Source organism: Streptomyces sp. CA-250714 (genome assembly GCF_050936705.1).
Classification (GTDB): domain Bacteria; phylum Actinomycetota; class Actinomycetes; order Streptomycetales; family Streptomycetaceae; genus Streptomyces.
This window is the reverse complement of sequence record NZ_JBNJMI010000001.1, coordinates 2,061,352-2,085,350: the sequence shown is the minus strand read 5'-3', so window position 1 is coordinate 2,085,350 and position 23,999 is coordinate 2,061,352. Positions and strand designations below refer to the sequence as shown.

20 protein-coding genes are annotated in these 23,999 nt (G+C 68.4%); 10 read left to right on the top strand and 10 right to left on the bottom strand.

Annotated elements, in window-relative coordinates; translation table 11 throughout:
• The first annotated feature begins 41 nt into the window (after window positions 1–41).
• Window positions 42–1,028 (top strand): DUF3048 domain-containing protein, encoded by a 987-nt coding sequence (locus tag ACQEU8_RS09165; protein WP_433098720.1) that lies wholly within the window; start codon window positions 42–44, stop codon window positions 1,026–1,028.
• A gap of 75 nt (window positions 1,029–1,103) precedes the next feature.
• Here the strand turns inward: ACQEU8_RS09165 and ACQEU8_RS09160 are convergent, their stop codons facing one another.
• Together ACQEU8_RS09160 and ACQEU8_RS09155 are read right to left on the bottom strand one after the other, a co-directional pair.
• Window positions 1,104–1,766: a potassium channel family protein gene (locus ACQEU8_RS09160; protein WP_433098718.1), complete on the bottom strand. Its 663-nt coding sequence runs from the start codon at window positions 1,764–1,766 to the stop codon at window positions 1,104–1,106.
• A gap of 55 nt (window positions 1,767–1,821) precedes the next feature.
• A complete protein-coding gene (locus ACQEU8_RS09155; protein ID WP_433098716.1) occupies window positions 1,822–2,481 on the bottom strand; it encodes a potassium channel family protein in 660 nt (219 codons plus the stop codon).
• Between the two features lie 69 nt (window positions 2,482–2,550).
• On the opposite strand from ACQEU8_RS09155, the gene ACQEU8_RS09150 reads away from it, so the two are divergent.
• Window positions 2,551–4,686, top strand: a complete 2,136-nt coding sequence (locus ACQEU8_RS09150; protein ID WP_433098714.1) for an APC family permease — start codon at window positions 2,551–2,553, stop codon at window positions 4,684–4,686.
• 123 nt (window positions 4,687–4,809) lie between these two features.
• Entirely contained in the window at window positions 4,810–6,153 is a 1,344-nt protein-coding gene (locus ACQEU8_RS09145) for a class I SAM-dependent RNA methyltransferase (protein WP_433098712.1), read from the top strand.
• 511 nt (window positions 6,154–6,664) lie between these two features.
• On the opposite strand, the gene ACQEU8_RS09140 is transcribed toward ACQEU8_RS09145, so the two are convergent.
• Window positions 6,665–10,045 (bottom strand): type ISP restriction/modification enzyme, encoded by a 3,381-nt coding sequence (locus ACQEU8_RS09140; RefSeq protein WP_433098710.1) that lies wholly within the window; start codon window positions 10,043–10,045, stop codon window positions 6,665–6,667.
• A 720-nt stretch (window positions 10,046–10,765) separates the two neighbouring features.
• Between ACQEU8_RS09140 and ACQEU8_RS09135 the strand changes: the two genes are divergently transcribed.
• The gene (locus tag ACQEU8_RS09135) at window positions 10,766–11,260 is read left to right on the top strand and encodes a hypothetical protein (RefSeq protein ID WP_433098707.1); all 495 of its coding nucleotides are present in this window, start codon (window positions 10,766–10,768) and stop codon (window positions 11,258–11,260) included.
• Between the two features lie 703 nt (window positions 11,261–11,963).
• On the opposite strand, the gene ACQEU8_RS09130 is transcribed toward ACQEU8_RS09135, so the two are convergent.
• The 4 genes from ACQEU8_RS09130 to ACQEU8_RS09115 all read right to left on the bottom strand — a co-directional run bounded on the left by ACQEU8_RS09130 (window position 11,964) and on the right by ACQEU8_RS09115 (window position 16,413).
• Complete coding sequence (locus ACQEU8_RS09130; RefSeq protein WP_433098705.1) at window positions 11,964–13,244, bottom strand: glycosyltransferase; 1,281 nt, start codon at window positions 13,242–13,244, stop codon at window positions 11,964–11,966.
• A gap of 26 nt (window positions 13,245–13,270) precedes the next feature.
• Window positions 13,271–14,860 (bottom strand): sensor histidine kinase, encoded by a 1,590-nt coding sequence (locus ACQEU8_RS09125; protein ID WP_433102249.1) that lies wholly within the window; start codon window positions 14,858–14,860, stop codon window positions 13,271–13,273.
• Between the two features lie 122 nt (window positions 14,861–14,982).
• Window positions 14,983–15,747: a response regulator transcription factor gene (locus ACQEU8_RS09120; protein WP_433098703.1), complete on the bottom strand. Its 765-nt coding sequence runs from the start codon at window positions 15,745–15,747 to the stop codon at window positions 14,983–14,985.
• A gap of 87 nt (window positions 15,748–15,834) precedes the next feature.
• Entirely contained in the window at window positions 15,835–16,413 is a 579-nt protein-coding gene (locus ACQEU8_RS09115) for a MarR family winged helix-turn-helix transcriptional regulator (RefSeq protein ID WP_433098701.1), read from the bottom strand.
• 89 nt (window positions 16,414–16,502) lie between these two features.
• Between ACQEU8_RS09115 and ACQEU8_RS09110 the strand changes: the two genes are divergently transcribed.
• Window positions 16,503–18,185, top strand: a complete 1,683-nt coding sequence (locus ACQEU8_RS09110) for an MFS transporter (protein WP_433098699.1) — start codon at window positions 16,503–16,505, stop codon at window positions 18,183–18,185.
• Window positions 18,186–18,601: 416 nt separating this feature from the next.
• Here ACQEU8_RS09110 and ACQEU8_RS09105 read toward each other — a convergent pair whose 3' ends face one another.
• On the bottom strand, window positions 18,602–18,934 hold the full coding sequence (locus tag ACQEU8_RS09105; RefSeq protein ID WP_433098697.1) for a hypothetical protein: 333 nt from the start codon (window positions 18,932–18,934) through the stop codon (window positions 18,602–18,604).
• A gap of 184 nt (window positions 18,935–19,118) precedes the next feature.
• On the opposite strand from ACQEU8_RS09105, the gene ACQEU8_RS09100 reads away from it, so the two are divergent.
• From ACQEU8_RS09100 to ACQEU8_RS09085, 4 genes are all read left to right on the top strand, one after another.
• The gene (locus ACQEU8_RS09100) at window positions 19,119–19,961 is read left to right on the top strand and encodes a helix-turn-helix domain-containing protein (protein ID WP_433102247.1); all 843 of its coding nucleotides are present in this window, start codon (window positions 19,119–19,121) and stop codon (window positions 19,959–19,961) included.
• A complete protein-coding gene (locus tag ACQEU8_RS09095; protein WP_433098695.1) occupies window positions 19,943–20,152 on the top strand; it encodes a DUF397 domain-containing protein in 210 nt (69 codons plus the stop codon). Before ACQEU8_RS09100 ends, ACQEU8_RS09095 begins: the two co-directional genes overlap by 19 nt.
• 129 nt (window positions 20,153–20,281) lie before the next feature.
• A complete protein-coding gene (locus ACQEU8_RS09090; RefSeq protein ID WP_433098693.1) occupies window positions 20,282–20,623 on the top strand; it encodes a DUF397 domain-containing protein in 342 nt (113 codons plus the stop codon).
• 59 nt (window positions 20,624–20,682) lie between these two features.
• Window positions 20,683–21,090, top strand: coding sequence for a DUF6924 domain-containing protein (locus ACQEU8_RS09085; protein ID WP_433098691.1), 408 nt, complete (start codon window positions 20,683–20,685; stop codon window positions 21,088–21,090).
• Window positions 21,091–21,132: 42 nt separating this feature from the next.
• On the opposite strand, the gene ACQEU8_RS09080 is transcribed toward ACQEU8_RS09085, so the two are convergent.
• The gene (locus ACQEU8_RS09080) at window positions 21,133–22,314 is read right to left on the bottom strand and encodes an epoxide hydrolase family protein (RefSeq protein ID WP_433098689.1); all 1,182 of its coding nucleotides are present in this window, start codon (window positions 22,312–22,314) and stop codon (window positions 21,133–21,135) included.
• A 103-nt stretch (window positions 22,315–22,417) separates the two neighbouring features.
• Here ACQEU8_RS09080 and ACQEU8_RS09075 point away from each other — a divergent pair, with 103 nt between their 5' ends.
• The gene (locus ACQEU8_RS09075; protein ID WP_433098687.1) at window positions 22,418–22,993 is read left to right on the top strand and encodes a CGNR zinc finger domain-containing protein; all 576 of its coding nucleotides are present in this window, start codon (window positions 22,418–22,420) and stop codon (window positions 22,991–22,993) included.
• A 75-nt stretch (window positions 22,994–23,068) separates the two neighbouring features.
• Here ACQEU8_RS09075 and ACQEU8_RS09070 read toward each other — a convergent pair whose 3' ends face one another.
• Window positions 23,069–23,995, bottom strand: coding sequence for a hypothetical protein (locus ACQEU8_RS09070; RefSeq protein ID WP_433098685.1), 927 nt, complete (start codon window positions 23,993–23,995; stop codon window positions 23,069–23,071).
• Window positions 23,996–23,999 lie beyond the last annotated feature (4 nt).

The window sequence follows — 23,999 nt, the reverse complement described above, 5'->3', positions numbered from 1 at the left end:
GCCTCGGCCAGTACGCTCGGCGAGCGGACGGAGGCGACGGCATGGATGAGCCCACTCGGGCCGGGCGGCCCGCATACGGACCGACGACGCGCAGGGTGTTGCTGCGTACCGCGCTGGCGGTCGGCACCGGTGGTGCCCTCGCCGCGTGCGGGGCCGGCGGCGACGGCGAGGACGACGCGTCGCCCTTCACGGGACAGCGGCGCAAGGGTGACCACGTACTGGCCGTGAAGGTCGACAACGTGGCGCCGGCCCGCCCGCAGACCGGCCTGGAGCACGCCGACATCGTCTACACCGAGGAGGTCGAGGCGGGCCTCAGCCGGATACTGGCCGTCTTCGCCTCCGACGTCCCCGCCGCTGTCGGCCCCGTCCGCAGTGCGCGCGAGTCCGACATCGAGCTGCTGCGCCAGTTCGGCGAGCCCGCACTGGCGTTCTCGGGCGTACAGGGCAAACTCCTGCCGACCCTGGAAGCATCCCCGCTGCACCTGCTGCCGCCCGGCGAGCTGCCCGACGGCTACAAACGGGACCCGGGCCGCCGCCCTCCGCACAACCTCTACCTGGAGGCACGTCGCGCCGAGCAGGCTGCCGACGACGCCTCGGAGCCCCGCGACATCGGCTTCCGGTTCGGTGCCGCTCCCAAGGGGGGCCGGGCCACGTCCCGGCAGACCGTTCGGTACCCCGCGGCCCGGTTCGGCTTCACCTGGTCCGCGGACCGCCGCCGCTGGCTCGTCGCGATGGACGGTTCCCCGGCCCGCTCGCGCGGCGACGGACGGCTCGCGCCGGCCACCGTCGTGATCCAGTACGTGGACTTGCGCCAGTCCCGCTTCCACGACAGCTCCGGCAGCAACACCCCGTACACCGTGACCGTGGGCTCGGGCGACGCACTGGTGCTGCGGGACGGCAAGGCGTACGAAGCGCGCTGGTCGCGCCCCTCGGCGAACGGGGGCACGACCTTCACCGAAGCGGAGGGTGGGCGCCGACTGCCCTTCGCGCGCGGCCAGGTGTGGGTCGCGCTGGTGAAGAAGGACTGACGGCGCCCGCTGCGCGGACCGTTCAGGGCCGGACCCGGGGCCAGATCCGGCCCCCGTCCCTGGGTCAGACGCGTGTCAGCTCCGGGTCGAGAGCAGCTCCTCCAGCTGTTCCTCGCGCGCGGGCGCGGCGACGAACAGCAGCTCGTCGCCCGCTTCCAGCGCGTCGTCCGGGTCCGGCGTCAGTACCCGGGTGCCGCGGATGATGGTCACCAGCGAGGTGTCCTCGGGCCAGCTCACGTCTCCCACGCGGGTGCCGGCCAGGGTGGACTCCGGCGGCAGCGTCATCTCGACCAGGTTCGCGTCGCCCTGCGAGAAGCGCAGCAGCCGCACCAGGTCGCCGACGCTGACGGCCTCCTCCACCAGCGCCGACATCAGACGCGGTGTCGAGACGGCGACATCCACGCCCCACGACTCGTTGAACAGCCACTCGTTCTTCGGGTTGTTCACCCGGGCCACCACCCGCGGCACCCCGTACTCGGTCTTGGCCAGCAGGGAGACAACCAGGTTGACCTTGTCGTCACCCGTCGCCGCGATCACCACATTGCAGCGCTCCAGCGCCGCCTCGTCGAGCGAGGTGATCTCGCACGCGTCGGCCAGCAGCCACTCCGCCTGCGGCACCCGCTCGACCGAGATGGCCGTCGGCGCCTTGTCGATGAGCAGCACCTCGTGCCCGTTCTCCAACAGCTCGCCCGCGATGGAGCGACCCACGGCGCCCGCCCCGGCAATCGCCACCCTCATGCTGCGTTCCCTTTGTTCGCCTGTTCGCCCATGCTGCTGAGCGCGCGTTCCGTGGTCACGACTCCGGCCCCACAGAGAAGACTTCCTCCACTCGTGCGACCTCGTCGCAGCGCATCATCACATGCACCAGGTCGCCCTCCTGAAGCACCGTCTGGGACGTGGGCAGTATGGCCTCGCCCAGCCGGGTGAGGAAGGCGATACGCACCCCGGCTTCCTCCTGGAGCTTGCTGACGCGCTCGCCGACCCACGCGGGCGAGGTGTGCACCTCGGCGAGCTGGACGGCGCCGCTCGGGTCCCGCCACAGCGGCTCGGAGCCGGACGGCAGCAGCCTGCGCAGCATCTGATCGGCGGTCCAGCGCACGGTGGCCACCGTGGGGATGCCCAGCCGCTGGTAGACCTCCGCGCGCCGGGGGTCGTAGATCCGCGCCGCCACATGCTGTGTGCCGAACATCTCACGTGCCACCCGGGCCGCGATGATGTTCGAGTTGTCACCGCTGCTGACCGCGGCGAACGCGCCCGCCTCCTCTATGCCGGCCTCGCGCAGGGTGTCCTGGTCGAAGCCGATGCCTGTGACCCGGCGGCCGCCGAAGCCCGAGCCGAGGCGCCGGAATGCGGTGGGGTCCCGGTCGATGACCGCGACCGTATGGCCCTGTCGCTCCAGGGTCTGCGCGAGTTCCGCTCCTACTCGTCCGCAGCCCATGATCACAATGTGCAACGCCCGTCCCTTCGTCCCGTACAGCGGGCCGTCTCAGCATCGCACGACTGACCGCATACGATCCTCTGCGTGTCCAGGATGACCGACGTACCGAAACGCCTCCTCCTCGGGAGGGCTCTGCGCAGCGACAGACTCAGCGAGACGCTGCTCCCCAAGCGCGTCGCCCTTCCCGTCTTCGCCTCGGACCCGCTGTCCTCGGTCGCTTACGCGCCGGGCGAGGTACTGCTGGTCCTCTCGGTGGCAGGGGTCTCCGCCTACCACTTCAGCCCGTGGATCGCCGTCGCGGTCGTCGTGCTGATGTTCACCGTGGTGGCCTCCTACCGGCAGAACGTGCGGGCCTACCCGAGCGGCGGCGGCGACTACGAGGTCGCGACCACCAACCTGGGCCGCAGAGCGGGTCTCACCGTCGCCAGCGCACTGCTGGTCGACTATGTGCTGACCGTGGCCGTCTCGATCTCCTCGGGGGTGGAGAACCTCGGCTCGGCCATCCCGTTCGTGGTCGAACACAAGGTGCTCTGCGCGTCCGCCGTGATCGTGCTGCTGACGCTGATGAACCTGCGAGGCGTCCGCGAGTCCGGCAAGCTCTTCGCCATTCCCACGTACTGCTTCGTCGTCGGCGTCTTCGGGATGATCGTCTGGGGGCTGGTGCGGGCGGTCATCCTCGGCGACGAGATGCGGGCACCCACCGCGGACTACGAGATCCACAGCGAGCAGACCGGGCTCGCCGGGTTCGCGCTGGCGTTCCTGCTGCTGCGCGCGTTCTCCTCCGGCTGTGCCGCGCTGACCGGAGTCGAGGCGATCAGCAACGGTGTGCCCGCCTTCCGCAAGCCCAAGTCGAGGAACGCCGCCACCACGCTGGCCATGATGGGCGTGCTGGCCGTCACCATGTTCTGCGGCATCATCGCGTTCGCCCTGGTCACCGATGTGAAGATGGCCGAGAACCCGGCCAAGGACCTGCTGATCGACGGACAGCCGGCAGGGGAGGGATACACCCAGAACCCGGTCATCTCCCAGGTGGCGGCGGCCGTATTCGGCGACGGGACCCTCCCGTTCATCTTCCTGGCGGCGGCCACGGCGCTGGTGCTGTTCCTGGCGGCCAACACGGCCTACAACGGCTTCCCGCTGCTGGGTTCGATCCTGGCGCAGGACCGCTATCTGCCCCGTCAGCTGCACACCCGCGGCGACCGGCTGGCCTTCTCGAACGGGATCGTGCTGCTGGCAGGGGCCGCCGCGATACTCGTGGTGGTCTACGGAGCCGATTCCACCCGTCTGATCCAGCTCTACATCGTGGGCGTGTTCGTCTCGTTCACACTCAGCCAGACCGGCATGGTCCGGCACTGGAACCGGCTGCTGACCACCGAGACCGACCGGGCGCGCCGCCGCCACATGTACCGCTCGCGCGCCATCAACACCTTCGGGGCCTTCTTCACCGGGCTGGTGCTCGTGGTGGTACTGGTGACGAAGTTCACCCACGGGGCCTGGGTGTCCCTGGTGGGCATGGCCCTCTTCTACGCCCTGATGACCGGCATCCGCCGGCACTACGACGGGGTCGCCGAGGAACTGGCGACCGAGGACGCGGGCGAGGCGAAGCTGCGCCCCTCGCGGGTGCACTCCTTCGTTCTCGTATCGAAGATCCACAAGCCGACGCTGCGGGCCCTGCGGTACGCCAAACTGCTGCGCTCCGACACGCTGGAGGCCGTCACCGTCAACGTGGACCAGGCCGAGACGGAACAGCTGCGCAGGGACTGGGACGAGAGCGGTATCGACATTCCGCTCACCATCCTCGACTCGCCCTACCGGGAGATCTCGCGCCCCGTCATCGACTATGTGAAGCGGCTGCGCAAGGAGCAGCCCCGCGATGTGGTGAGCGTCTTCATCCCTGAGTACGTCGTCGGCCACTGGTACGAGCATCTGCTGCACAACCAGAGCGCGCTGCGGCTCAAGGGACGGCTGCTGTTCACACCCGGCGTCATGGTGACATCGGTGCCCTACCAGCTGGAGTCCTCCGAGGTCGCCAAGAAGCGGGCCAGGCGGCGCGAGCAGTGGAACGCGCCGGGCTCCGTCCGCCGCGGCCCTGTCATCCAGCCGCGCAAGTCACAGAAGGACGGCAAGGACGGCAGAGCCGCCAAGGGCGCGAAGGGCGCCAAGAACTCCGGGGACGGTCCGGGAGCGGCGGGCAGCGTGACCCGGCAGCGCGGGAAGTAGCCGGGAAGTAGACTCGGCGGCTGCGGCCCAGGACGCTCCCCGTCACACCCGGCCGGCCGGGGCCCGGCGTCCCGCCGCACGGCGCACCCGTTCCACCTCTCCCACTTTTGGAGTCACTGCCTGATGCCCGAAGCCAGCGCGTCCGAAGAGCTCGCTCCCTCCCTGGTAGGGGAGGAGTACGAGGTCGAGGTCGGCCCGGTGGCGCACGGCGGCCACTGTGTCGCGCGTACGGAGAGCGGCCAGGTGCTCTTCGTGCGGCACACGCTGCCCGGCGAGCGGGTGGTCGCACGGGTGACCGAGGGGCGGGCCGACTCCAGGTTCCTGCGGGCCGACGCGATCGAGGTGCGGGAGCCCGCGAAGGACCGTATCGAGGCGCCTTGCCCCTTCTCCGGGCCAGGGCGCTGCGGCGGCTGCGACTGGCAGCACGTCAAGCCCGGCGCCCAGCGCCGCCTCAAGGCCGAGGTGCTCACCGAACAGCTCCAGCGGCTGGCCGGGCTGACCCCCGAGGACGTCTCCTGGGACGGCACCGTCGAGCCCGCGCCCGGCGACAAGGTCGCCCCCGGCGAGGTCCCCGCCTGGCGCACCAGGGTGCACTACACCGTCGACGCCGACGGCCACCCCGGACTGCTCAAGCACCGCTCGCACGAGGTGCAGCGCATCGACCACTGCTTGATCGCCGCGCCCGGCGTCGAGGAACTGGGCATCGAGGACCGCGAGTGGCCGCAGATCGCAGCCATCGACGCCATCGCCGCGACCGGCTCCACCGACCGGCAGGTCATCCTCACCCCCCGCCCCGGCGGCCGGCTCCCGCTGGTGGAGCTGAACCGGGAGGTCTCCGTCCTCCGGGTCGGCGAGAAGGACCGCGCCGTACACCGCGTACACGGCCGCGACTTCGTGCGCGAGCGCGCGGACGGCCGCACCTGGCGGGTCGGCGAGGGCGGCTTCTGGCAGGTCCACCCCCGCGCCGCCGAGGTCCTGGTGGACGCCGTGATGCGGGGCCTGACCCCGCGCAAGGGCGAGACGGCGCTCGATCTGTACTGCGGCGTCGGTCTGTTCGCCGGCGCGCTCGCCGACCGCATCGGCGAGAAGGGCGCGGTGCTTGGCATCGAGGCGGGCAAGCGGGCCGTGGCCGACGCCCGCAAGAACCTCGAGGAATTCCCGCGCGTACGTATCGAACACGGCAGGGTCGAGAAGGTGCTGCCCCGCACCGGCATCACCGAGGCCGACCTGGTCGTCCTCGACCCGCCCCGCACCGGCGCCGGCAAGCAACTCGTCAACCACGTCGCCACCCTGGGCCCCCGCCGCATCGCCTACGTCGCCTGCGACCCCGCCGCCCTCGCCCGCGACCTCGCCTACTTCGCCACCGCCGGCTACCGCCCCCGCTTCCTCCGCGCCTTCGACCTCTTCCCGATGACGCACCACATGGAGTGCGTGGCGATTCTGGAGCCGGTGAAGAAGGGGGCCTGACCTGCGGTTTTGCGGTGTTCGCTAGCTAAGCCATACGTTTCCACTCGTCCAACAGGTGAACGGTGGTGATCGTCTGCAAAGGTCGTCTGACCTGCAGATTCGGGCCAATGTAGCGACAGCAGTGCAAGCCGTGTCCGTGCGTTTCTCGGGGGCTGTTGACGCTCGCATGACGCTCGTTCTGAAGCTCCGTCACATCGGCAGCCCGTATCCGACACAGCTGTGCGGCGTCCTATTCCACTACCTGAAGAAGGCTGGTACACCGCGGCTGGAAGCCTGACTTGATGCCGAGGAGCAGTTCGCTGTTCTTCTAAGGGCTGAGGTCGTGGGGCCCACTGCCTGTTTGGGATCATGCCCGGAGAGCTCGACATCATGGTCAAGGTGCTTGACCGCCTGGTGGCACGGCGGAGCTTGCGGGCTGTTCCGGCACAGCGTGTGTCACGACGTTGAGGACTTCCATCACAAGCGCTTCATCTACCAGCGCGTGCGATGGCGATGCGACCCCATAGAAATGTCAGTCGGGGAAGTCGAGGCTCTCCTGATCAGGTCCAGGGGTGCGCCGGGACTTGCGCGGTGGCCTCGGCTCCTTGATCGCGTAGGCAGGCACGGGCAAGATACCCCCGCCCCGGAGGTCGTCGGTGGTGATGAGCGGGCCGCTGCTCACGGCGTCCAAGAGCCGGGCCTGTCCGGGTTCGAGGGCCACGAGCAGCCCGAGTGCGTTGATGAGGTCCAGAAGGTCGATGGTCCACCGGGAAGGCCAGGTTGGAGGCAGGATGTCGTTCAACGGGGTCTGCCACTCCACGTCCGGGTTGCGTTTGCGGAAGCTGAACCACTTGCGGATCACCTGTACCCCGCCGATCCGGTAGTCCCAGACCTCCGGCGCCACTGGACGTATGCAGCCGGTGCCCACAGTGAGGGTTCGTGTGGGTGCGTCGTAGGAGATGTTCTCCGGGATCCCGTCGTCCTCTCCGATCGGGACGACGGGTTCCGGTCGCTCCTCTGGGGGAAGCCTCGGGGCCGATCCAGGCGGACGGCCATGGCGGTGAGAGGCGAAGCGCTGGCCGTACGTGTGGATCCACACCGTGCGTCTGCCTACTTCCACCATCTCCGCCCACAGGGCCGGGTCGCGTGTCAGGGGGATACGGGCTCCACGCTCGGCGAGGTTTGCGGAGAAGCGTTGCGTGTAGCCGCTGTGGCCGGCCGTTCCCGCGATGTACGCAAAGAGGTCTTCGGCGGTGATCGTCACTCCGTGCACTTTGGTAAGCAGCTGCAGCAGGCCGGGGGTCACGTTCGGTTCTGCCTGGTGAGGGTGGCGGTAGAGGGGGGCGACGCGACCCCCTTCGGTGCCTTTGAAGTGATGGATGTCGGGCAGAAGGGCGGTGAAGCTCACCGCTGGCCCCGGACGGCCTGATTCCGTGTGGAGTTCGGACAGGTAGATCTGACGCTGGTCGTTGTGGGCGAACCACAGGGCTGGCCGGGGCCGGTCGATCACTCTCCGATCCGCGATGACGTATTGCCGGTCGAAGGTCATCCGTCCGTACTGGAGGACGACCGGAACCGTCTCCTTCTCTGCGGCGAGACTGCCCGTCTCCTGCTGGCCGGGCAGGGGTGGCTCCAGCTTGTCTGGACGGCGGTCTCCGGTGCTCTTCATCAGCGCCGCTTTGGCGTCTTTCGGCGCCTGGATGAGCCTGCGCCAGCGCCTCTCCAGAACATCCCGGCTGGGTGAGACGGGCCAGTTGCGGTTGTTCTTGTTGCCGGAGCTCGTCCAGGGCAGCAAAGCGTCCACTGGTGGCATGGCTGACCACTCGGAGTTGGGGGTGATGTGAAAAGGCGTGGTCCATTGTGTGGGGCAGAGCTGCCAGGAAGTCCCGTTCCGGTGGCCCTCGACGCTGAGCCCGTCCAGCCAGTCGAACTTCTCCTCGCGTGTGCCCGCGGGGACGTCGAGTCGCCACACCCGGGCTGGGTTCCTAGTGTCCGGCGCACCCCGGCGGACGAAGACGGCGATACAGACTTCGCGCTTAACTCCTTGGAAGACGCGGGTGCGTGTGTCGGAGTAGGGGCCTTCAGGGGAGAGACCGATGATCCAGCCCTCGTCGGCGGCCTCACGCAGGTAGTGGCGCATGCCGGCCGCGCCCTCGCTGTCCAGGTACCCAGAGTTGGTGATGAGGGCGACGATCCCGCTGGGGGCCTTCGGTGCTCCCGAGGCAGTCATCTGGTCGAAGACCTTCCAGGTGGACCACGCCCAGAAGTAGACGTAGAGGTTGTCGAGGGCATACCCGATGCGCCCGTTGTCCTCGGGGTGGAAGCGGGCGAGGATCGGGCCGTGGTCGTTCGGGTTGCCCTCGGTGACCCAGCGTCCGACGCCTGACTGCCTCGCGCCTCGAAGGTAAGGCGGATTCCCGATGACCACCATGACCTTCTCGTCTGCCTTGATCCTGTTCGCCATACGGCGATGGCGGGCGATCGCCTCGTACATGAAGCCCAAGTGGTGCTCGACGGCGGGATCGTCGAGTGTGTCGGCCACCAATAGCCTCGGCGGGCGGCGCATGACATCGGTGTCGTGGGACTGGAAGGCGTGATGCACACGGAGTTCGGCGACCGAGTACGGCCCAGTCTGTTTCTCCAATCCGACCAGTCGGCCAGAGAGTTCTCGGAGAAGTCCGGACTTGAGCGTTTTGCCGTACTTCAGCGACAGCGACTTGGCGGCGTGGTCGATGATGTTGATGAGGAAAGTCCCGGTGCCCATGGCCGGATCGACCACGGTGACGTCCTCACTTCCGTACCCGTCCGCTTGGCCGAGCCGGTCACGCAGTACCTCGTCGGTGAATCCGACCATGAAGCGGACGACCTCGCCAGGTGTGTAGTACGTCCCCGTCCGCCGTCGCAGTTCCGGGTCGTAGGCGTTCAGAAAGCCCTCGTACAGGTGGAGGTAGGCGTCTCCGGTCTCGTCTTTGAACATCTGGGGGTCGATGGCCGATATGACGTCGATCAGAGGGTCGGTGATCCCTCGCAGGTCGGTGAGGGCATCGTCCGTCAGCACCGCCAGCGCCTTGCCCATCAAGGAGTGCCGTTTGCCTAATCGGATCGCGACATCGGGGAGGGAGAGCCGGTCGAGATCGATGCGCTCAAGGCGCGCCAGCAGAATGGCGAAGGTCAGTGTCTGGCTGTATTGGTCCGCGAACTCCTCCGGGCGGGCGTCGGGAAAGAGTAGGTCCTTCCAGTTGCCTGCCAGGATCGAGAATGCGGCGTCGGCCTCGCCGTGCTCCTCGCGGGTAAGACGTTCGGTGACCTCGTCGCGCAGCAGGGCGCAGATTCCCGCGATGCGCCTGACCAGTTCGTCGATGCTGCTATGGACGATGGGCGTCGGCAGGAAGAAGTGCGTGAGGGCGCGTTCGAACCCGGTGTCCGGGGTGACGAGTTGCCGGTGGCCGGATTCCAGGTCTCCGACCAGGATTCCGGTCGGGCCGACCCGCACGCCGAAACGGTAGACCGCCCACTGGTATCCGTCGGTGTACAGGACGTTGTGGAGGGCCTTGATCTTCTCCCACTGCTTCCGGTCGTGGGATTTCACGGACCACTTCTCCGGATCGGCCCCCGCGCCCGGCTGCTTCAGCTCGACGTGACCTATGGTCCTGCCGCCGCAGGCGATGGCGAAATCGGGCCGGATCCCGAGTCCTTTGACGCGGCTCTGACCGTGGGCGATCAGCTTGAGGCGTTGCCGGGATCCCATACCGCGCAGCAGTTGCTCCACCGGCGCGGTGAGACTGTCCTCCCTACTGCTGACCGCCCCTGCGGGACCTTGTAGCTTGGCCCTGACCTCCTCGCCGAACCGGGCTACGAGGTCCGCGACCGATCTGGTCGTGTCCTTCCCCGCCTGGACGTCCTCTCTCGCCATCGGCCCCCCCAAGGTTGTGCCCACGCCGACGATCAGACCCAATTAAGAATGCCCATGGCATGCCAAGCGTCAAACGCCAGCAGATGTAGGTTGATTAGCGGCATCTACGGAAAACTCAGCGTACGGAAGAGACCGGAATGCGTGGCAGGAGTGCGTCTCGTACAGCGCGTCAGAGCACGGGCACAGTCGATCGGGGGGGGCAGTGCGTGTGCGAACCTGCAGGCGGCCGCATATGGAGCACGGTGTCGGTGAGGGTGACGGGGGCGGATCGCTGATCTCCGCCGCCCTCGGTGCAACTTCGCCATCGGCCCCCTCGGTGACCGGGCGGCGAATGGAGTCGCGAGGGTGACGAACGCGAGGCACTGTGAACCTGGCTGGCCGACTACGACACTGTGCGGACGCCGTCGATACTCTTGGACTGGGTCCGGGCAGGCGAGCCAGCGGTAGCGGGGTTGTCGGGGCGAGTTTGAGAACCCGGCACGCGACCGTGGCGGGCAATCCCTCCGATTCGTCATCGATGGCCGTGCGGCACATCCACTTCGATGACGCGACGGGGGTGTATGCCGAGCTCGACCGCGGTCTGCTTGGCCTGATGTCGGGCCTGGACCAGGACGATGGCACGCGCTCGGCACTCCGGTAGGCAGGGACGATATCCGGGCCTTGGGGTCGGCGCCGAATACTCCTCACCGTGCTGCCTCTCGCGGCACCTAGACTCTCACTGTGGTAGGAGAGGACGCTCACTTCAAGGGCATCTCGGGGGCGAAGAGAGCCAAGCTTTACCTTGAGGGCACCATGCGGATCTCGGGTGCCTTCGCGAACACGGACTCGGGCGCCTGGGTGAGAAAGCTGACGCTTGCCTGGCCGGAGGGCGGTCAGACCTCCTCTTTCGACCTGGGCGGGTCGATGCGGGGTGCTCCATACCATGGCGACCAGTTCTGCGCGGAGGTCAAGCACTATCAGGGACCAAAGGATCTCGAAGCCCTGCCGCCCAGTGGCGTACCGGTGAGGTACAACTTCTCCACCCGGACCGCCTCGGTGAAACTGCCTCGCGGAAGTGCCCCTCTGCTGGAACTCATGAACACGTCCATTCGACTCTTCACATATTTGTCCCGCGCGGAGGAGGAACGCCTTGTCGAGATGATTCCACCAGGCGGACCCACCCTGCATGCCGGAATCGGCTACGACATGCCAGGCAGAGAGTCACCCGCCGACTGACGCGGGGCGGAATTCCTAGTCTCCATTCCGATTCGCCCGTCCTTCGCCCACCGTCCGCCAGGAGGGCCAGTGCTCGGCCTTCCCCGGCCCGTTGGTTCGCGCGCGTCGTCACTGAGCATTGCCAGCGTGGCCACTGATCGGGTGACGCCGGTGAGGGCCGCTCCATGCCGCTGGGGGAAGGCACGCGGAGTCGCCCCCGTCGGTAGGAGTCTTTTTGCTCTATCCTGCCGCGCTCGGCCTGCCTCATGTCCTGGCCGAGCGGGTCACCAGATTGAGCCTGGCAACGGCCGGTGTGAGGACTAGTGCCATGCCTTGCAGTAGCCCCGTAGGGCGCATCTCTCCATCGTCATGACGCCCATGTACCCTTCGTGCTCCTGACAGCCCCACAGCTAAGCGCAAAATAGGCTCTGACCTGTTGTTTTCCTCGTCCGCGCCTAAGGTGACACGTTTCTGATGCCCCATCACATGGAGTGCGTGGCGATTCTGGATCCGGTGGAAAGGGCCGCTGACCTGGACCGCCTGACTTTGCCGCGCTCCCTTCTCGCCGCAGCGGTGAGAAATCTCTGGGGTCATGTTCGGCGGTGCCGTTGTGGCGGGAAGCCGCCGTTGGGCTGGTGCTGAGTTCCGTGTGCGGCTGGGTTGTGGCTGGTCGCGCAGTTCGCCGCGGCCCTTCGGGGCGTGCGTCTTCGGGGCGTGCGTCCCCTCACGGGCGTGAGGGGAAGACCCAGGCGCGGAAGAGGGTGAAGCGGAGCACCGTGGCGGCGAGGTTGGCGGAGATGAGGACGGCTAGTTCTGCGGTGTGGGGGGCGTTGGGGGTGGCGGTGTGGAGGGCGGATAGGGAGCCGCTGGTCAGGGTCAGGCCGATGGCGAAGACTAGAAGGCCCTGGGCCTGGTGGCGTACCGCGCGTTCGCGGCCGCGGATGCCGAAGGTCAGTCGTCGGTTCGCGGCGGTGTTTCCGAGCGCGGACAGCAGGAGGGCCAGCGCGTTCGCGGCCTGTGCGCCCATGCCGTGCCGCAGTAGCGAGTAGAGGGCCAGGTACAGCAGCGTGCTCAGCGCGCCGACCAGGCAGAAGCCGATGAGCTGGCGGGGCAGACCGCCTGGTATGTCGTCGAGGTGACGGTCCCGTGGGTCGTCGCCGAACGGGCGGCGCAGCCGGTCGAGCGGTAGCGCGCCGCTCGCCAGTGCCCGGCCGACCCGCCAGACGCCCTTGAGGTCGTCGGTCACCGTACGCACGATGTCAACCCGCGAATCCGGGTCGTCCACCCAGTCCACCGGCACTTCGTGGATCCGCAGCCCGGCCCGCTCCGCCAGGACCAGCAACTCGGTGTCGAAGAACCAGCCGTTGTCCTGCACCAGGGGTAGCAGCCGGTCGGCGACCTCACCTCGTACGGCCTTGAAGCCGCACTGCGCGTCGGAGAACCGCGCGGCCAGTGAGCCGCGCAGCAGCAGGTTGTAGCCGCGCGAGAGGACCTCGCGTTTCGGTCCGCGTACGACGCGCGAGCCGGAGGCCAGCCGGGTGCCGGTGGCCACGTCCGAGTGCCCGGAGATCAGCGGCGCGACCAGCGGCAGTACCGCGTTGAGGTCGGTGGACAGATCCACGTCCATGTAGGCGCGTACGGGCGCGTCGGAGGCTGCCCATACGGTGCGCAGTGCGCGACCGCGGCCCTTCTCCTCCAGTCGCACCAGCGATACGGAGTCCAACTCCTCGGCCAGTTCGCGGGCTACCTGTTCGGTGCGGTCGCGGCTGGCGTTGTCCGCGATGGTGATGCGGAAGCCGTAGGGAAAGTGGCTGCCCAGGAAGGTGTGCAGCCGGCGGACGCAGGGCCCGAGGGCGGCTTCCTCGTTGTAGACGGGCACCACCACGTCCAGCACGGTGGTGCCCGCACGGGACGGCAGGTGGCGGCGGGCCGGGAGGGCGGCCCCGCATCCGGCGGGATCGGTCAGATCGGTCAGATCGTTCTCGGTCTCGGTCTGTGTGCTCATGCCGCCGACCGTGGCGCGCGGGCCTGTCAGCCCCGTGTGGTCAGGCTGTGAGCCACCTGTGAGGTGCCGGAGCCAGCTGAACTCGCAGGCGGGCCGGTGCCGGATCCGGCTGAACTCGCAGGCAGGCGCACGGTGAAGACGGTGTGTCCGGGGCGGCTCGCGACCTCGGCCTCCCCCTCGTGGGCAGCCACCACGGCGGCCACGATCGCCAGCCCGAGCCCGGTGCTGCCGTGCTGCCGGGAGCGTGCGGCGTCGCCCCGCGCGAAACGTTCGAAGACCCGTCCCTGGACGTCCGCGGGGATGCCGGGTCCGTCGTCCACGACCTCCACTCTCACCTCGTCGCCGTCCAGCGCCAGTTGGGCGTTGACCGTTGTCCCCGGCGGGGTGTGCGTACGGGCGTTCGCCAGCAGGTTGGCCAGCACCTGCCGCAGCCGCCCCTCGTCGCCCGTCACCAGCAGCGGCGAGGAAGGCAGCTCCAGGCGCCACACATGGTCGGGCCCGGCCACCCGGGCATCGCTCACCGCGTCCACCACCAGCGCTGACATGTCCACCGGGCGCCGCTCCAACGGACGCCCCGCGTCGAGCCGCGCCAGCAGCAGCAGGTCCTCCACCAGCGCGGTCATGCGTACGGCCTCGGACTCGATCCGTTCGAGTGCGTAGCCGCCCCGCTCGAAGAGCTTGGAGGTTCCAGCCGGGCCCGCGTCAGCACCGGCTTGTCCGCGGCGCGACAGCTCCGCGTAGCCGCGGATCGAGGCCAGCGGGGTACGCAACTCGTGGCTGGCGTCCGCGATGAACCGACGCAGCCGCTGCTCACTGTCGTGCCGCGCGGCCAGGGCCGAGCCGACGTGCCCGAGCATCCGGTTGAGCGCAGCGCCGACCTGTCCGACTTCCGTCTCCGGGTCGGTGTCCCGCACCGGTACCCGTTCGCGCAGCCGTACCTCACCGCTGTGCAGCGGGAGTTCGGAGACGCGGGTGGCGGTGTGCGCCATCCGCCGCAGCGGCCGCAGCGCGACCCGTACGGAGGCCGCTCCGGCGATCCCCGCGCCCAGCAGCCCGGCCCCGGCCACACACACCTCGACCAGGACGAGGGTGCTGATCGTGTCGTCGACCGCCGCGGTCGGCAGCCCGACCAGCAGCGTGCCGTCCGCGACGGGTACCGAGGTCACCCGGTAGCTGCCCACTTGCGGCAGCTCGGCGGTGTGCGGCTGACCGTCCCGCGGCACCGAGGCGAGTGCCGCGGACTGTTGGTCTGTCAGGGGTTTGATACCGACCCCGGGCCGGTCGTCGGCCGGTTTCTGCTGCACGCTGCGGGCGGCGGAGTCGAACGAGCCGCCGTCAGCCCTGTCGTCCTCCGAACTCCTGGCGAAGGCGCCGATGGTGCCCACCGGTTGCCCGCCCACGCCGAGGAACCGCAGCTTCTCCAGCCCGGGTGGCCGCGGATGTCCGGGCGGGCCCGGACCCGCGGCGCGGAAGGTGACGTCCTTCAGCTGGCTGTCGAGCTGCTGGTACAGATGTGTGTGCAGGGCGATTGTCGTGACCGTCCCGATCACCGCGGCCACCACCGCGATCATCGCGACAGCCGAGAACACCAACCGGGCCCGCAGCGAACGCCGCATCCGCAGTGAACGGCCCATCCGCAGCGAACGCCCCATCGCCAGCGGACGCCGCATCCCCAGCGAACGCCGCATCCGCAGCCGGCCACGCAGCCAGGCGAAGAGGCCGGACATCTCCGCCTCCCTCACTCCGCGGCAGGCTTGAGCAGATAGCCGGCGCCACGCCGCGTGTGGATCATCGGAGCCCGCCCCGCGTCGATCTTCCGCCGCAGATACGAGATGTACAGCTCCACGACGTTGCCCTGGCCGCCGAAGTCGTACGACCAGACCCGGTCCAGGATCTGCGCCTTGCTCAGCACCCGCCGCGGATTGCGCATCAGATAGCGCAGCAGCTCGAACTCGGTGGCGGTCAGATGGATCTCCGTACCGGCCCGCGTCACCTCATGGGTGTCCTCGTCCAGGGTCAGGTCACCGACCACCAGCTGCGACGACGGCTGCCCGGCGGCGGTGGCACCTGCGCGCCGCAGCAGTCCGCGCAGCCGGGCGATCACTTCCTCCAGGCTGAACGGCTTGGTCACATAGTCGTCGCCGCCCGCCGTCAGCCCGGCGATACGGTCCTCAACCGCGTCCCGCGCGGTCAGGAACAGCACCGGAATCCCCGGGCTCACCGCGTGCAGCCGTCGGAGCACGGTGAATCCGTCGGCGTCCGGCAGCATCACATCCAGCACGACCGCGTCCGGCCGCCAGTCCCGCGCGGTACGCACCGCCGCCTCACCACCGGCCTCCGCGCGCACCTGCCAGCCCTCGTACCGCAGGGCCATCGACAGCAGTTCCGTGAGCGACGGCTCGTCGTCCACCACGAGGATCCGCACCGCGCTGCCGTCGGCCCGCCGCAACGGCTCCTGCCCCAGCCCCCCGGCACGTACCGCGGACACCGCCTTCTCGTCCATGCGCGCCAGCCTGCACGCCGAACCTGAGAGGGAGCTGTGAAACAGCTGGGGGCCGGCTGAGAACCGTGGCCCCAGGTGAGAGGTGCGTCAGTCCTTCTGCTGCGCGCCGGGGCGAGCCTGTGCGCCGGGGCGGGCGCCGGGCTCCAGCGCGTGGTACTCGTGCGCCAGCAGGGAGTCCATCGCCGTGCTCAGCTGGGTCACGAAGTCCTGGAACTCCTGGAGTTGGGCGGTGGTGTACCTGGACATCTCCGTCTGCATCCGTTCGGTGTAGAGGCCGAAGAACTTCATCGCCTGCGGCCTGACCTCCGGGCTGCTGCGCAGAGTGACGATCCGGCGGTCGGAGTGCTCCCGTTTGCGTACCACGTGTCCTGCCTTCTCCAGACGGTTCAGCAGTGCTGTCGTCGCGCCGGAGGAGAGGCCGATCCGCTCGCTCAGCCGGGCGGGGGAGAGCGGTGTTCCCTGGTCCTCCGCGTACAGGATCTCCGCCAACGCCGCCGCGTCCGTGGAGTGCAGGCCCAGCCAGGTGGCGAACCGCCGGGTGAACTCGGCGTAGTTCGCGCCGAAGGTCCGCAGCGCTTCGACGACACGGTAGGGCGTGTCCGCCGCTACGGGCTCTTCGGTTGCCTTGATCACTTCCGATGCCTTCGTCGCGTCCATCGCTTCCATCGCTCGACTCCGCTTCCTGTCCGGTCCGGCTCATCCTGCGTTGACAATGGTACGGCCATGAAATAACTTCACGGCGGAATTGCTTCACCATGGAGGAACCGTTGTCCGGTACCGCAGCAGCCCCACCCACCACCCGCCAATGGCTCGGCCTGATCGCCGTGTCCTTGGGCGTCGCCCTGATCGTGGTGGACCTCACGATCGTCAATGTGATCCTGGCGCCGATCATCGAGGACCTGAAGATCGACTCCGCCGGGGCCCAGTGGATCCAGGAGTCCTACGCGATCTCCTTCGCCGCGCTCCTTCTGCTCACCGGCCGGCTGTCCGACGTCTTCGGGGCACGCAAGGTCTTCCTCGTCGGCCTGACGATGTTCGCGCTGACCAGCCTGCTGGCAGCAGCCGCGCCGGACGGCGGCGTGCTGATCCTCGCCCGCTTCCTCCAGGGGGTGGCGGCCGCGGCGATCCTGCCCACCTCCCTCGCCCTGGTGAACGCCACCTTCACCGGCCGGGCCCGCGGACAGGCCTTCGCCGTCTGGGGTTCCACCATCGGCGCGGCCGCCGCGCTGGGACCGCTGCTCGGCGGCCGGCTGGCGGACCTCTCCTGGCGCTGGGCCTTCGGCATCAACCTCCAGCTCGCCGCCCTGATCGTCGTGGGTGCCCTCCGCTACTTCGACGCCTCGCCCAGGTCGCGGACCCGTGTCGACGGGATCGGCGGCGCGCTGTCGGCCCTGGGCCTCGGCCTGCTCTCGTTCGCCCTGATCGAGGGGCGCACCTATGGCTGGCTGGAGACGATCGAGCCGCTCGACATTGGCGCGTTCACCTGGAGTGCGAGCCCGTCACCGGTCTTCGCGGCCCTCGTCGTGGCGACCGCGGCCCTGGTGCTGTTCTGGCTCAGGCAGGCGGCGCTGGGGAAGGCGGAGAGGGAGCCGCTGATGGACGTGCGGCTGTTCTCCCTCCGCTCCTTCCGCAACGGGAACTTCGTGACCCTGCTGGTCGGCGTCGGCGAGTTCGGCATCATCGCTGTGCTGCCGCTCTGGTTGCAGTTCGCCCTCGGCTACAGCGCGTTCGAGGCGGGCCTGGCCCTGGTCGCCCTCGCGGCGGGCAGCTTCTTCGCCAGCGGCGCCGGGTTCTCGATGGCCGCTTCCGTACCGGCCATCCAGCAGGTACGCATGGGCCTGGTGCTGGAGTCGGCCGGTCTGGTGCTGCTGGGGGTCATCGCCTCGACGGACACCGCCTGGTGGCTCATCACCTGCGCGCTGTTCCTCTACGGCGTCGGCGTCGGATTCGCGACCGCCCAGGTCACCAATATCGTGCTCGCGGACGTACCGGCACTCAGCGCCGGACAGGCATCCGGCATCCAAAGCGCCGCCCGCGAACTGGGATCCGCACTCGGTATCGCCGTTCTCACCACCCTGTTCTTCACCACCCTGGCCACCGACCTCGAAGACCGCCTCGCCGGTCTCGGCCTGGCCGGCCGCGACGCCGGGCAACTGCGCAACACGGTCACCGAGAGCGCCGGCTCGGCCATACCCTCGCTCGCCGACGACCCCCGGACCGCCCCCGTTGCCGACGCCGCCCGCGCCGCCATGGCACGGGGCCTGGAGTTGGCGAGCTACACCTGCGCGGCCCTCCTCGTACTGGCGCTCGCGGCAACGCTCTTCGTCCAGCGGGGCAAGGCGGGCACGCCGGGCGAGGCGGGCGCGCCGGGCACGTCCGAGGGCCCCCTCGCCCCGACTGCCGAACCGGTGTCCGGCGGAGGGGCGGGAGAGCACTGAGCACGCGCCGGGCCTCGGCGCCGGCGGTCGCCGCCCGCGGGGCGCCCTGCGCCGGAGAGGCGAGGGCGCCGAGCGGCCCCGCGGCGGCGGCCGCTACGAACCTGGCACGCGTTGCCAACCCGGCCACGAGCGTCCCCCTCCAGCCGGTACGCCGCTGATCTCCAAGCCCCGCCAGCTCCGTAAGTTCACCTCCGCGACGCGGGCACTCAGCAACTCGGCGTGGGTGAGGAGCCGGACGCGGTCGGGGTCCGCGTCCCACTCCCGCCCGCCGGCCAGCGGCCGCAGCCGAAGGCAGGCCGCCTCCCGCCCCGTCACAATGCCGACCCGGTCGCGCTCCGGATCCCGTACGGCCGAGCCGACGACCGGCTGCACGGGCCCGGCGCCGGTCGGTGCCTGCGGCTGAGGGCCGCCGTCCATCACCGGTCGGCACCGCGTGTGATTACGGCCGCCAGCGCGAAGGCGACGGAGGCGGAACAGACACCGAGGTGTACGAGGGCATATCGAGCGGCCCGCGCGGAGTCGGAATCGTGCTCGCCGTCGCCGCCCTCCATCGCGTCACGCCACGGGGTGCGTACGTCCATCGCGGGCAGCTGGATGCCCGCGCGGGTCAGTGCGTCGGCGAGCGCGTCGCGGGCCGCCACCGCCTCGCGGATCTTCGCGGCCCCGGCAGCCGTCCTGCCCTCCGTCCAGCCCCGGACCTCGTTCCGTCGCGCGTCGTCGTCCAGGTTCGGGTGCTGCTGGCTCGTCATGGGGCAACTCCTCAGCTTTTAGCTCTGTTTATTGTGAGATTTCGCTGCCCGGAGCGCATCCGGTGGACTACCGTGCGTGAGGGCCGCATGACGAGAATGCGGCTTGGCTGAGCTGCGCACACCGCTGACCGGTTGTGCTTCCCCGGCAGAGCAGCGCATGTTCCACACCTTCCACGGAGGCACCATGCCGACGAGGCGAGCGGTCACCGGCCGCAGCCGCGAACCACGCGCCCGGTTCGCGGAGGAACTGCGTCACCTACGGGCGCAGCGAGGGGAGAGTCTGCGCCAGCTCGGCGAACGGCTGGGCTGGGACTGGTCCCTGTTCGGAAAGATGGAGAGCGGAGAGACGCTGGGCGGGCCCGAGGTCGTCGAAGCCCTCGACCAGCACTACGGCACACCTGGATTGTTGCTGGCCCTCTGGGAGCTGGCCATCAACGACCAGACCCAGTTCCGCGAGCGCTACCGCCGCTACATGGAGCTGGAAGCCAAGGCCACCAGCCTGTGGCACTTCGCGGTCAGCGTCCTGCCGGGATTGCTCCAGACCCCGGGGTACGCGAGGGAAGTGCTCGCGGCTGGCGGGCTGAAGGGGATGGAGCTCGAACAACAAGTGCAGGCCCGCATGGGTCGCCGCTCCCTGCTTGAAGGCGACGATGCGCCACCGTTCCGGACCATCCTCTCGGAGGCGGTGCTGCGGACCCCGTTGCGGGATGCGGGGGAGTGGCGGGAGCAACTGGAATATTTGGGGGAGATGGCGGACCGGGGCAATGTGACAGTGCAGGTGCTGCCGTTTCGGGCGGGCTTCCATGGTTTGACCGGTGTCGCGACGATGCTTCTTCGTTTGCGCGAGGGACGTACGGTGGCTTACACGGAGACCGGCTACCGAGGCGAGCTCATCGAGGAAACCGCGCCTGTTGAGCGGCTCCAACTCGCGTACGATGCAGTACGCGACCTGGCGATGTCCCCAAACGAGTCGCGGAAGTTCGTTCTGCGCATGCTGGAGGAAGCACCGTGCGATCCCTCGACCTGAGCGCCGCAAGCTGGCGCAAGAGCAGCTACAGCAATCAGGACGGTGGCGAGTGTGTCGAGGTCTCCGACGACTTCGCCACCGTCATCCCGGTCCGTGACAGCAAGAACCCGCACGGTCCTGTGCTCACGTTCGCGGCGGACGGCTGGTCGGCGTTCGTGACTGCCGTCAAGGATGGCGACCTGCGCGCCTGACACACACAGCAAGCTCAACGAACCGGCCCCCGCGACCAGTTGACTGGCGCGGGGGCCGATTCTGTGCGCCGTTCCATCGCTCTCCGTACAGGCGTACGGTGACGAACATCTGGCGAACCGGAGAGGAGCGTGTCCGTGCGATCCCTCGACTCCAGCGCCCTTGCCTGGCGCAAGAGCAGCTACAGCAACCCGGATGGCGGTGCGTGCGTCGAAGTAGCGGCGCAGAGCTGGCGTAAGAGCAGCTACAGCAATCAGGATGGCGGCGCATGCGTCGAAGTCGCGGCCAGGAACTGGCGGAAGAGCAGCTACAGCAATTCGGACGGCGGCGAGTGTGTCGAGGTCTCCGACGACTTCGCCACCGTCATCCCGGTCCGTGACAGCAAGAACCCGCACGGCCCCGTGCTCACGTTCGCGGCGGACGGTTGGTCGTCCTTCGTGTCGGCCATCAAGGACGGCGCACTGCGCGCCTGACCCGCAGCGGGGCAGGGCTGCGTATTGAAGTGGCTGGTTCGGGTTGCGAGGATCGCGGTATGGCCCCTCTTCCTCAGCCCGATATCGACTCGTCGTTGGTCCTGCGTACCGACTTCGGTGACGACTCGGCGTGGGAGGGGCTGGCGGCGGCCGTCGAAGGGGATGGCGGCGCGACCTGCGTCAGTGACCGCGCGTATGCGGGGGTCAGCGTCCAGGCCCTGGTCGAGGCGGATGCCGCGGCCGACGACGAGGAAGCGCTGACCTACGTGTTTCTCGCCGACTCGACTGCCATGGCGGATGACGAACAGCGGCTGCTCGCGGTCGATTTGTACGAGGAGCCCGGTCGCACGTTCCGGGTGCCGCCCCGATGGTTCGCCAGTGTCTCCGCGAACCTGGCCCTCGCGAACATGGACTTCGCCGAGTACGCCGACGCCGCGGACGAGTCCGGCACTTTTCGGGGCTTCTGAGGGCGTGAGCGCCAAGGCACCGGCCCGGGCGCCCAGCCGCGTTCACCGATGAGCGGCCAGCACTGCCGCCAGGCCCTCTCGCAGGTCTTTGACGAAATACTCGGGAACCTCCAGCGACGGGAAATGTCCCCCGTTTTCAGCCGTCCTCCATCGGACGATCTGTCGGTATCGCTCCTGTGCCCAGGGGCGCGGGCACTTCTCGATGTCGCGGGGATACATGGTGATTGCTGACGGGACCTCGACTCGGAGTTCGGGGTCCAGCGCGTTGACGCCGCCGTGGCTTTCGTAGTAGATGCGGGCCGCCGATGCGCCGGTACGTGTCAGCCAATACAGGGTGACGTCGTCGAGAAGGCGGTCTATGGAAATCGTCTCGAACGGGCTGTCTTCGGTGTCCGTCCACTCGGCAAATTTGTCGAGGATCCAGGCCAGAAGGCCGACCGGTGAGTCGACGAGCGAGTAGCCGATGGTCTGCGGTCGGGTCGCCTGCTGCTTCGCGTACGCCGCGCGGAGGCGCCAGAAATCGTGGGTTTCCTCGGTCCACTTGCGCTCGACCGCCGTCAGTCCATCCGTTGCCAACCCGGGTGGTGCCTGCGCGAGCGTTGTGTGGATGCCGAGAACCTGCGCCGGAAACCTGCCGGCGAGGACGGTGGTGATCACACCGCCCCAGTCGCCGCCATGGGCTGCGAATTTGCTGTAGCCGAGCCTTCCCATCAGTTCCACCCATGCGGCCGCGATCTTTCCGGCTCCCCACCCGGTGGTGGTCGGCTTGTCGCTGTAACCAAAGCCTGGCAGCGACGGGACCACGACGTGGAACGCCGGCGTGTCCGCATCTTTCGGATCCGCCAGTTCGTCTACTACATCGACGAACTCGGCAATGCTGCCTGGCCAGCCGTGCGTCAAGATCAGAGGAGTGGCATCCGCGCGCGCGGATCGGCGGTGCAGGAAGTGGATCCCCAGACCATCAATGGTCGTGCGGAACTGGCCGACTTGGTTGAGCCGCTCCTCGAATGACCGCCAGTTGTACCCGGTGCGCCAGTAGTTCACGACGTCTACGAGGTCGGTGAGCGGAACGCCCTGTTCCCATCGGCGAGGGTCGGGCGCGGCGCGATGGACCGTCTCGGCCTCCGGCAGCCGCGCCGCGGCCAGCCGCGCGCGCAGATCTTCGAGGTCGGCGTCGGTTGCGTGGGCTTCGAATGCTTGCACGTCGCTGGTCGGACGGGGCATGAGACCTCCTGGCCATCGCGGAACCGGCTACGACCCATCGCGAACCGGCTAAGACGGTTCTACTATGCCTTCATGTCTGCGCGCAACCAGCTATGGTGGTTCCATGCGTACTGGGTTCCCTGACTTCCGCCTCGGCACCGTGCTGGCGACCAGCTTCACGGGGACGCTCTCGGAGCGTCACGGCGACGCCGTGGAGCGCATCCCCACGCCGCAGCGACTCGTCGACTGGCTGGCGGTGTACGGCCTGGCGGTGGACTCCTGCACCACTGCGCAGCTCGAACGGGCCCGGGAGCTGAGGGAGTCGATCCACGCCGCCGCGACAGCAGCCGCGGTCCAGGACGCTCTCCCTGCGTCTGCTGTCCAAGTCATCAATGACTGCAGCGCTCAGGGCCGGGCCGCGGCGATCTTGACGCCCGAGGGTAAGCGGCGATGGCGGCTCAGCTCGGCTTCCTGCGTGGAGGATGCCCTCAGCGTGATCGCCGCCGACGCGATCAGCATCATCGCAGGCGAACGCGACGGAAAATTGGCCTTGTGCGCATCGCCCACCTGCCGAGCCGCCTTCTTCGACACCAGCCGAAGTCGCACCCGCAGATGGTGCGACATGAACACGTGCGGGAATCGTCAGAAGAAAGCGCGCTTCAACGCCAACCAGCGCAAAAATGCCAGATCAGCGGAGTGATTGTTACCCCGGTGCATCGAGGTGGCCCCATGCCCGCGACACATCTGTCCCGTTGGGTGCACCCCAACGGCACCCCTAAGAGCCATCACCAACCCAGCTGCGCATCAGCTCACGCAGTTGCTCATCGATCAGTGCGCCATCGTGCACCGCAGTAATCACCACGCACCAACAATTGACCGCACGAGAAATTGATGCCGGGCGGGGTGCGGAAGGGAAGCTGGCGAAGCTGTCTACCCGCACCAGGCCGGCAGGGACTCGCGGTGGCTCCCTCAGTAGCGTTTCCATGGCTCTGTGGGCGGCGCTCGGGGAGAGTCCGATGGCGAGTTGAGTTTGGTCGAATAGGCTGAGGCAGTTGGTGCTGCTCTTGGGTTCTTCAAGCTCCTGGTAAGCCACTTCGAATTCGAGAGGGCCGGGCTCTCCGGGCGTGTAGGAGCCACCAATCAGCAGTGACTCGATGACGCCCTCGGCACCCGTCCTCCTGACTTCCGTCAGCCATTGAACGCTTGCCGTGGACGGAGCGGTCGCAGCATCTGCTGGTCCACTCTCCCGGAGTGACTGAGAGGGTTCGAGCCGAGCCCTCTCGTCGTACTTCTTCACTGCGACTTCGAAATCGCCGATGTGCACCGTCAGTACATTCTGCTTGCGTTTCCACGCGAGAACTGCCAGGGGAGCACGCAGATCGCTCTCGACCACGACGAGACACTCCCAGCCCGGTGTCTGCGCAACGAAGAACGACACCTGTCGTCGGCCAACTCCCCGCAAAGCACTAAGAAAACGATCGGCATCAAGGGTCTGGCCCGCGACGTCCTGGAGCCCCTGAAGCTTGGCTTCATAGATCCCAGCAAGGTAGTTCGCCTCAGCTTCGGAGACCGGAATCATGTCGCTGCCCGCACTGAGCGCCTCAGTTGCAATACCAGCCGACTCCCAGCCGGCTTCAGCCAGTTGCGTGCACAGCTGCAAGGCGTCGTTGCGAAGCAGACTTCGACTTGATCGGGTCGCCACTGGC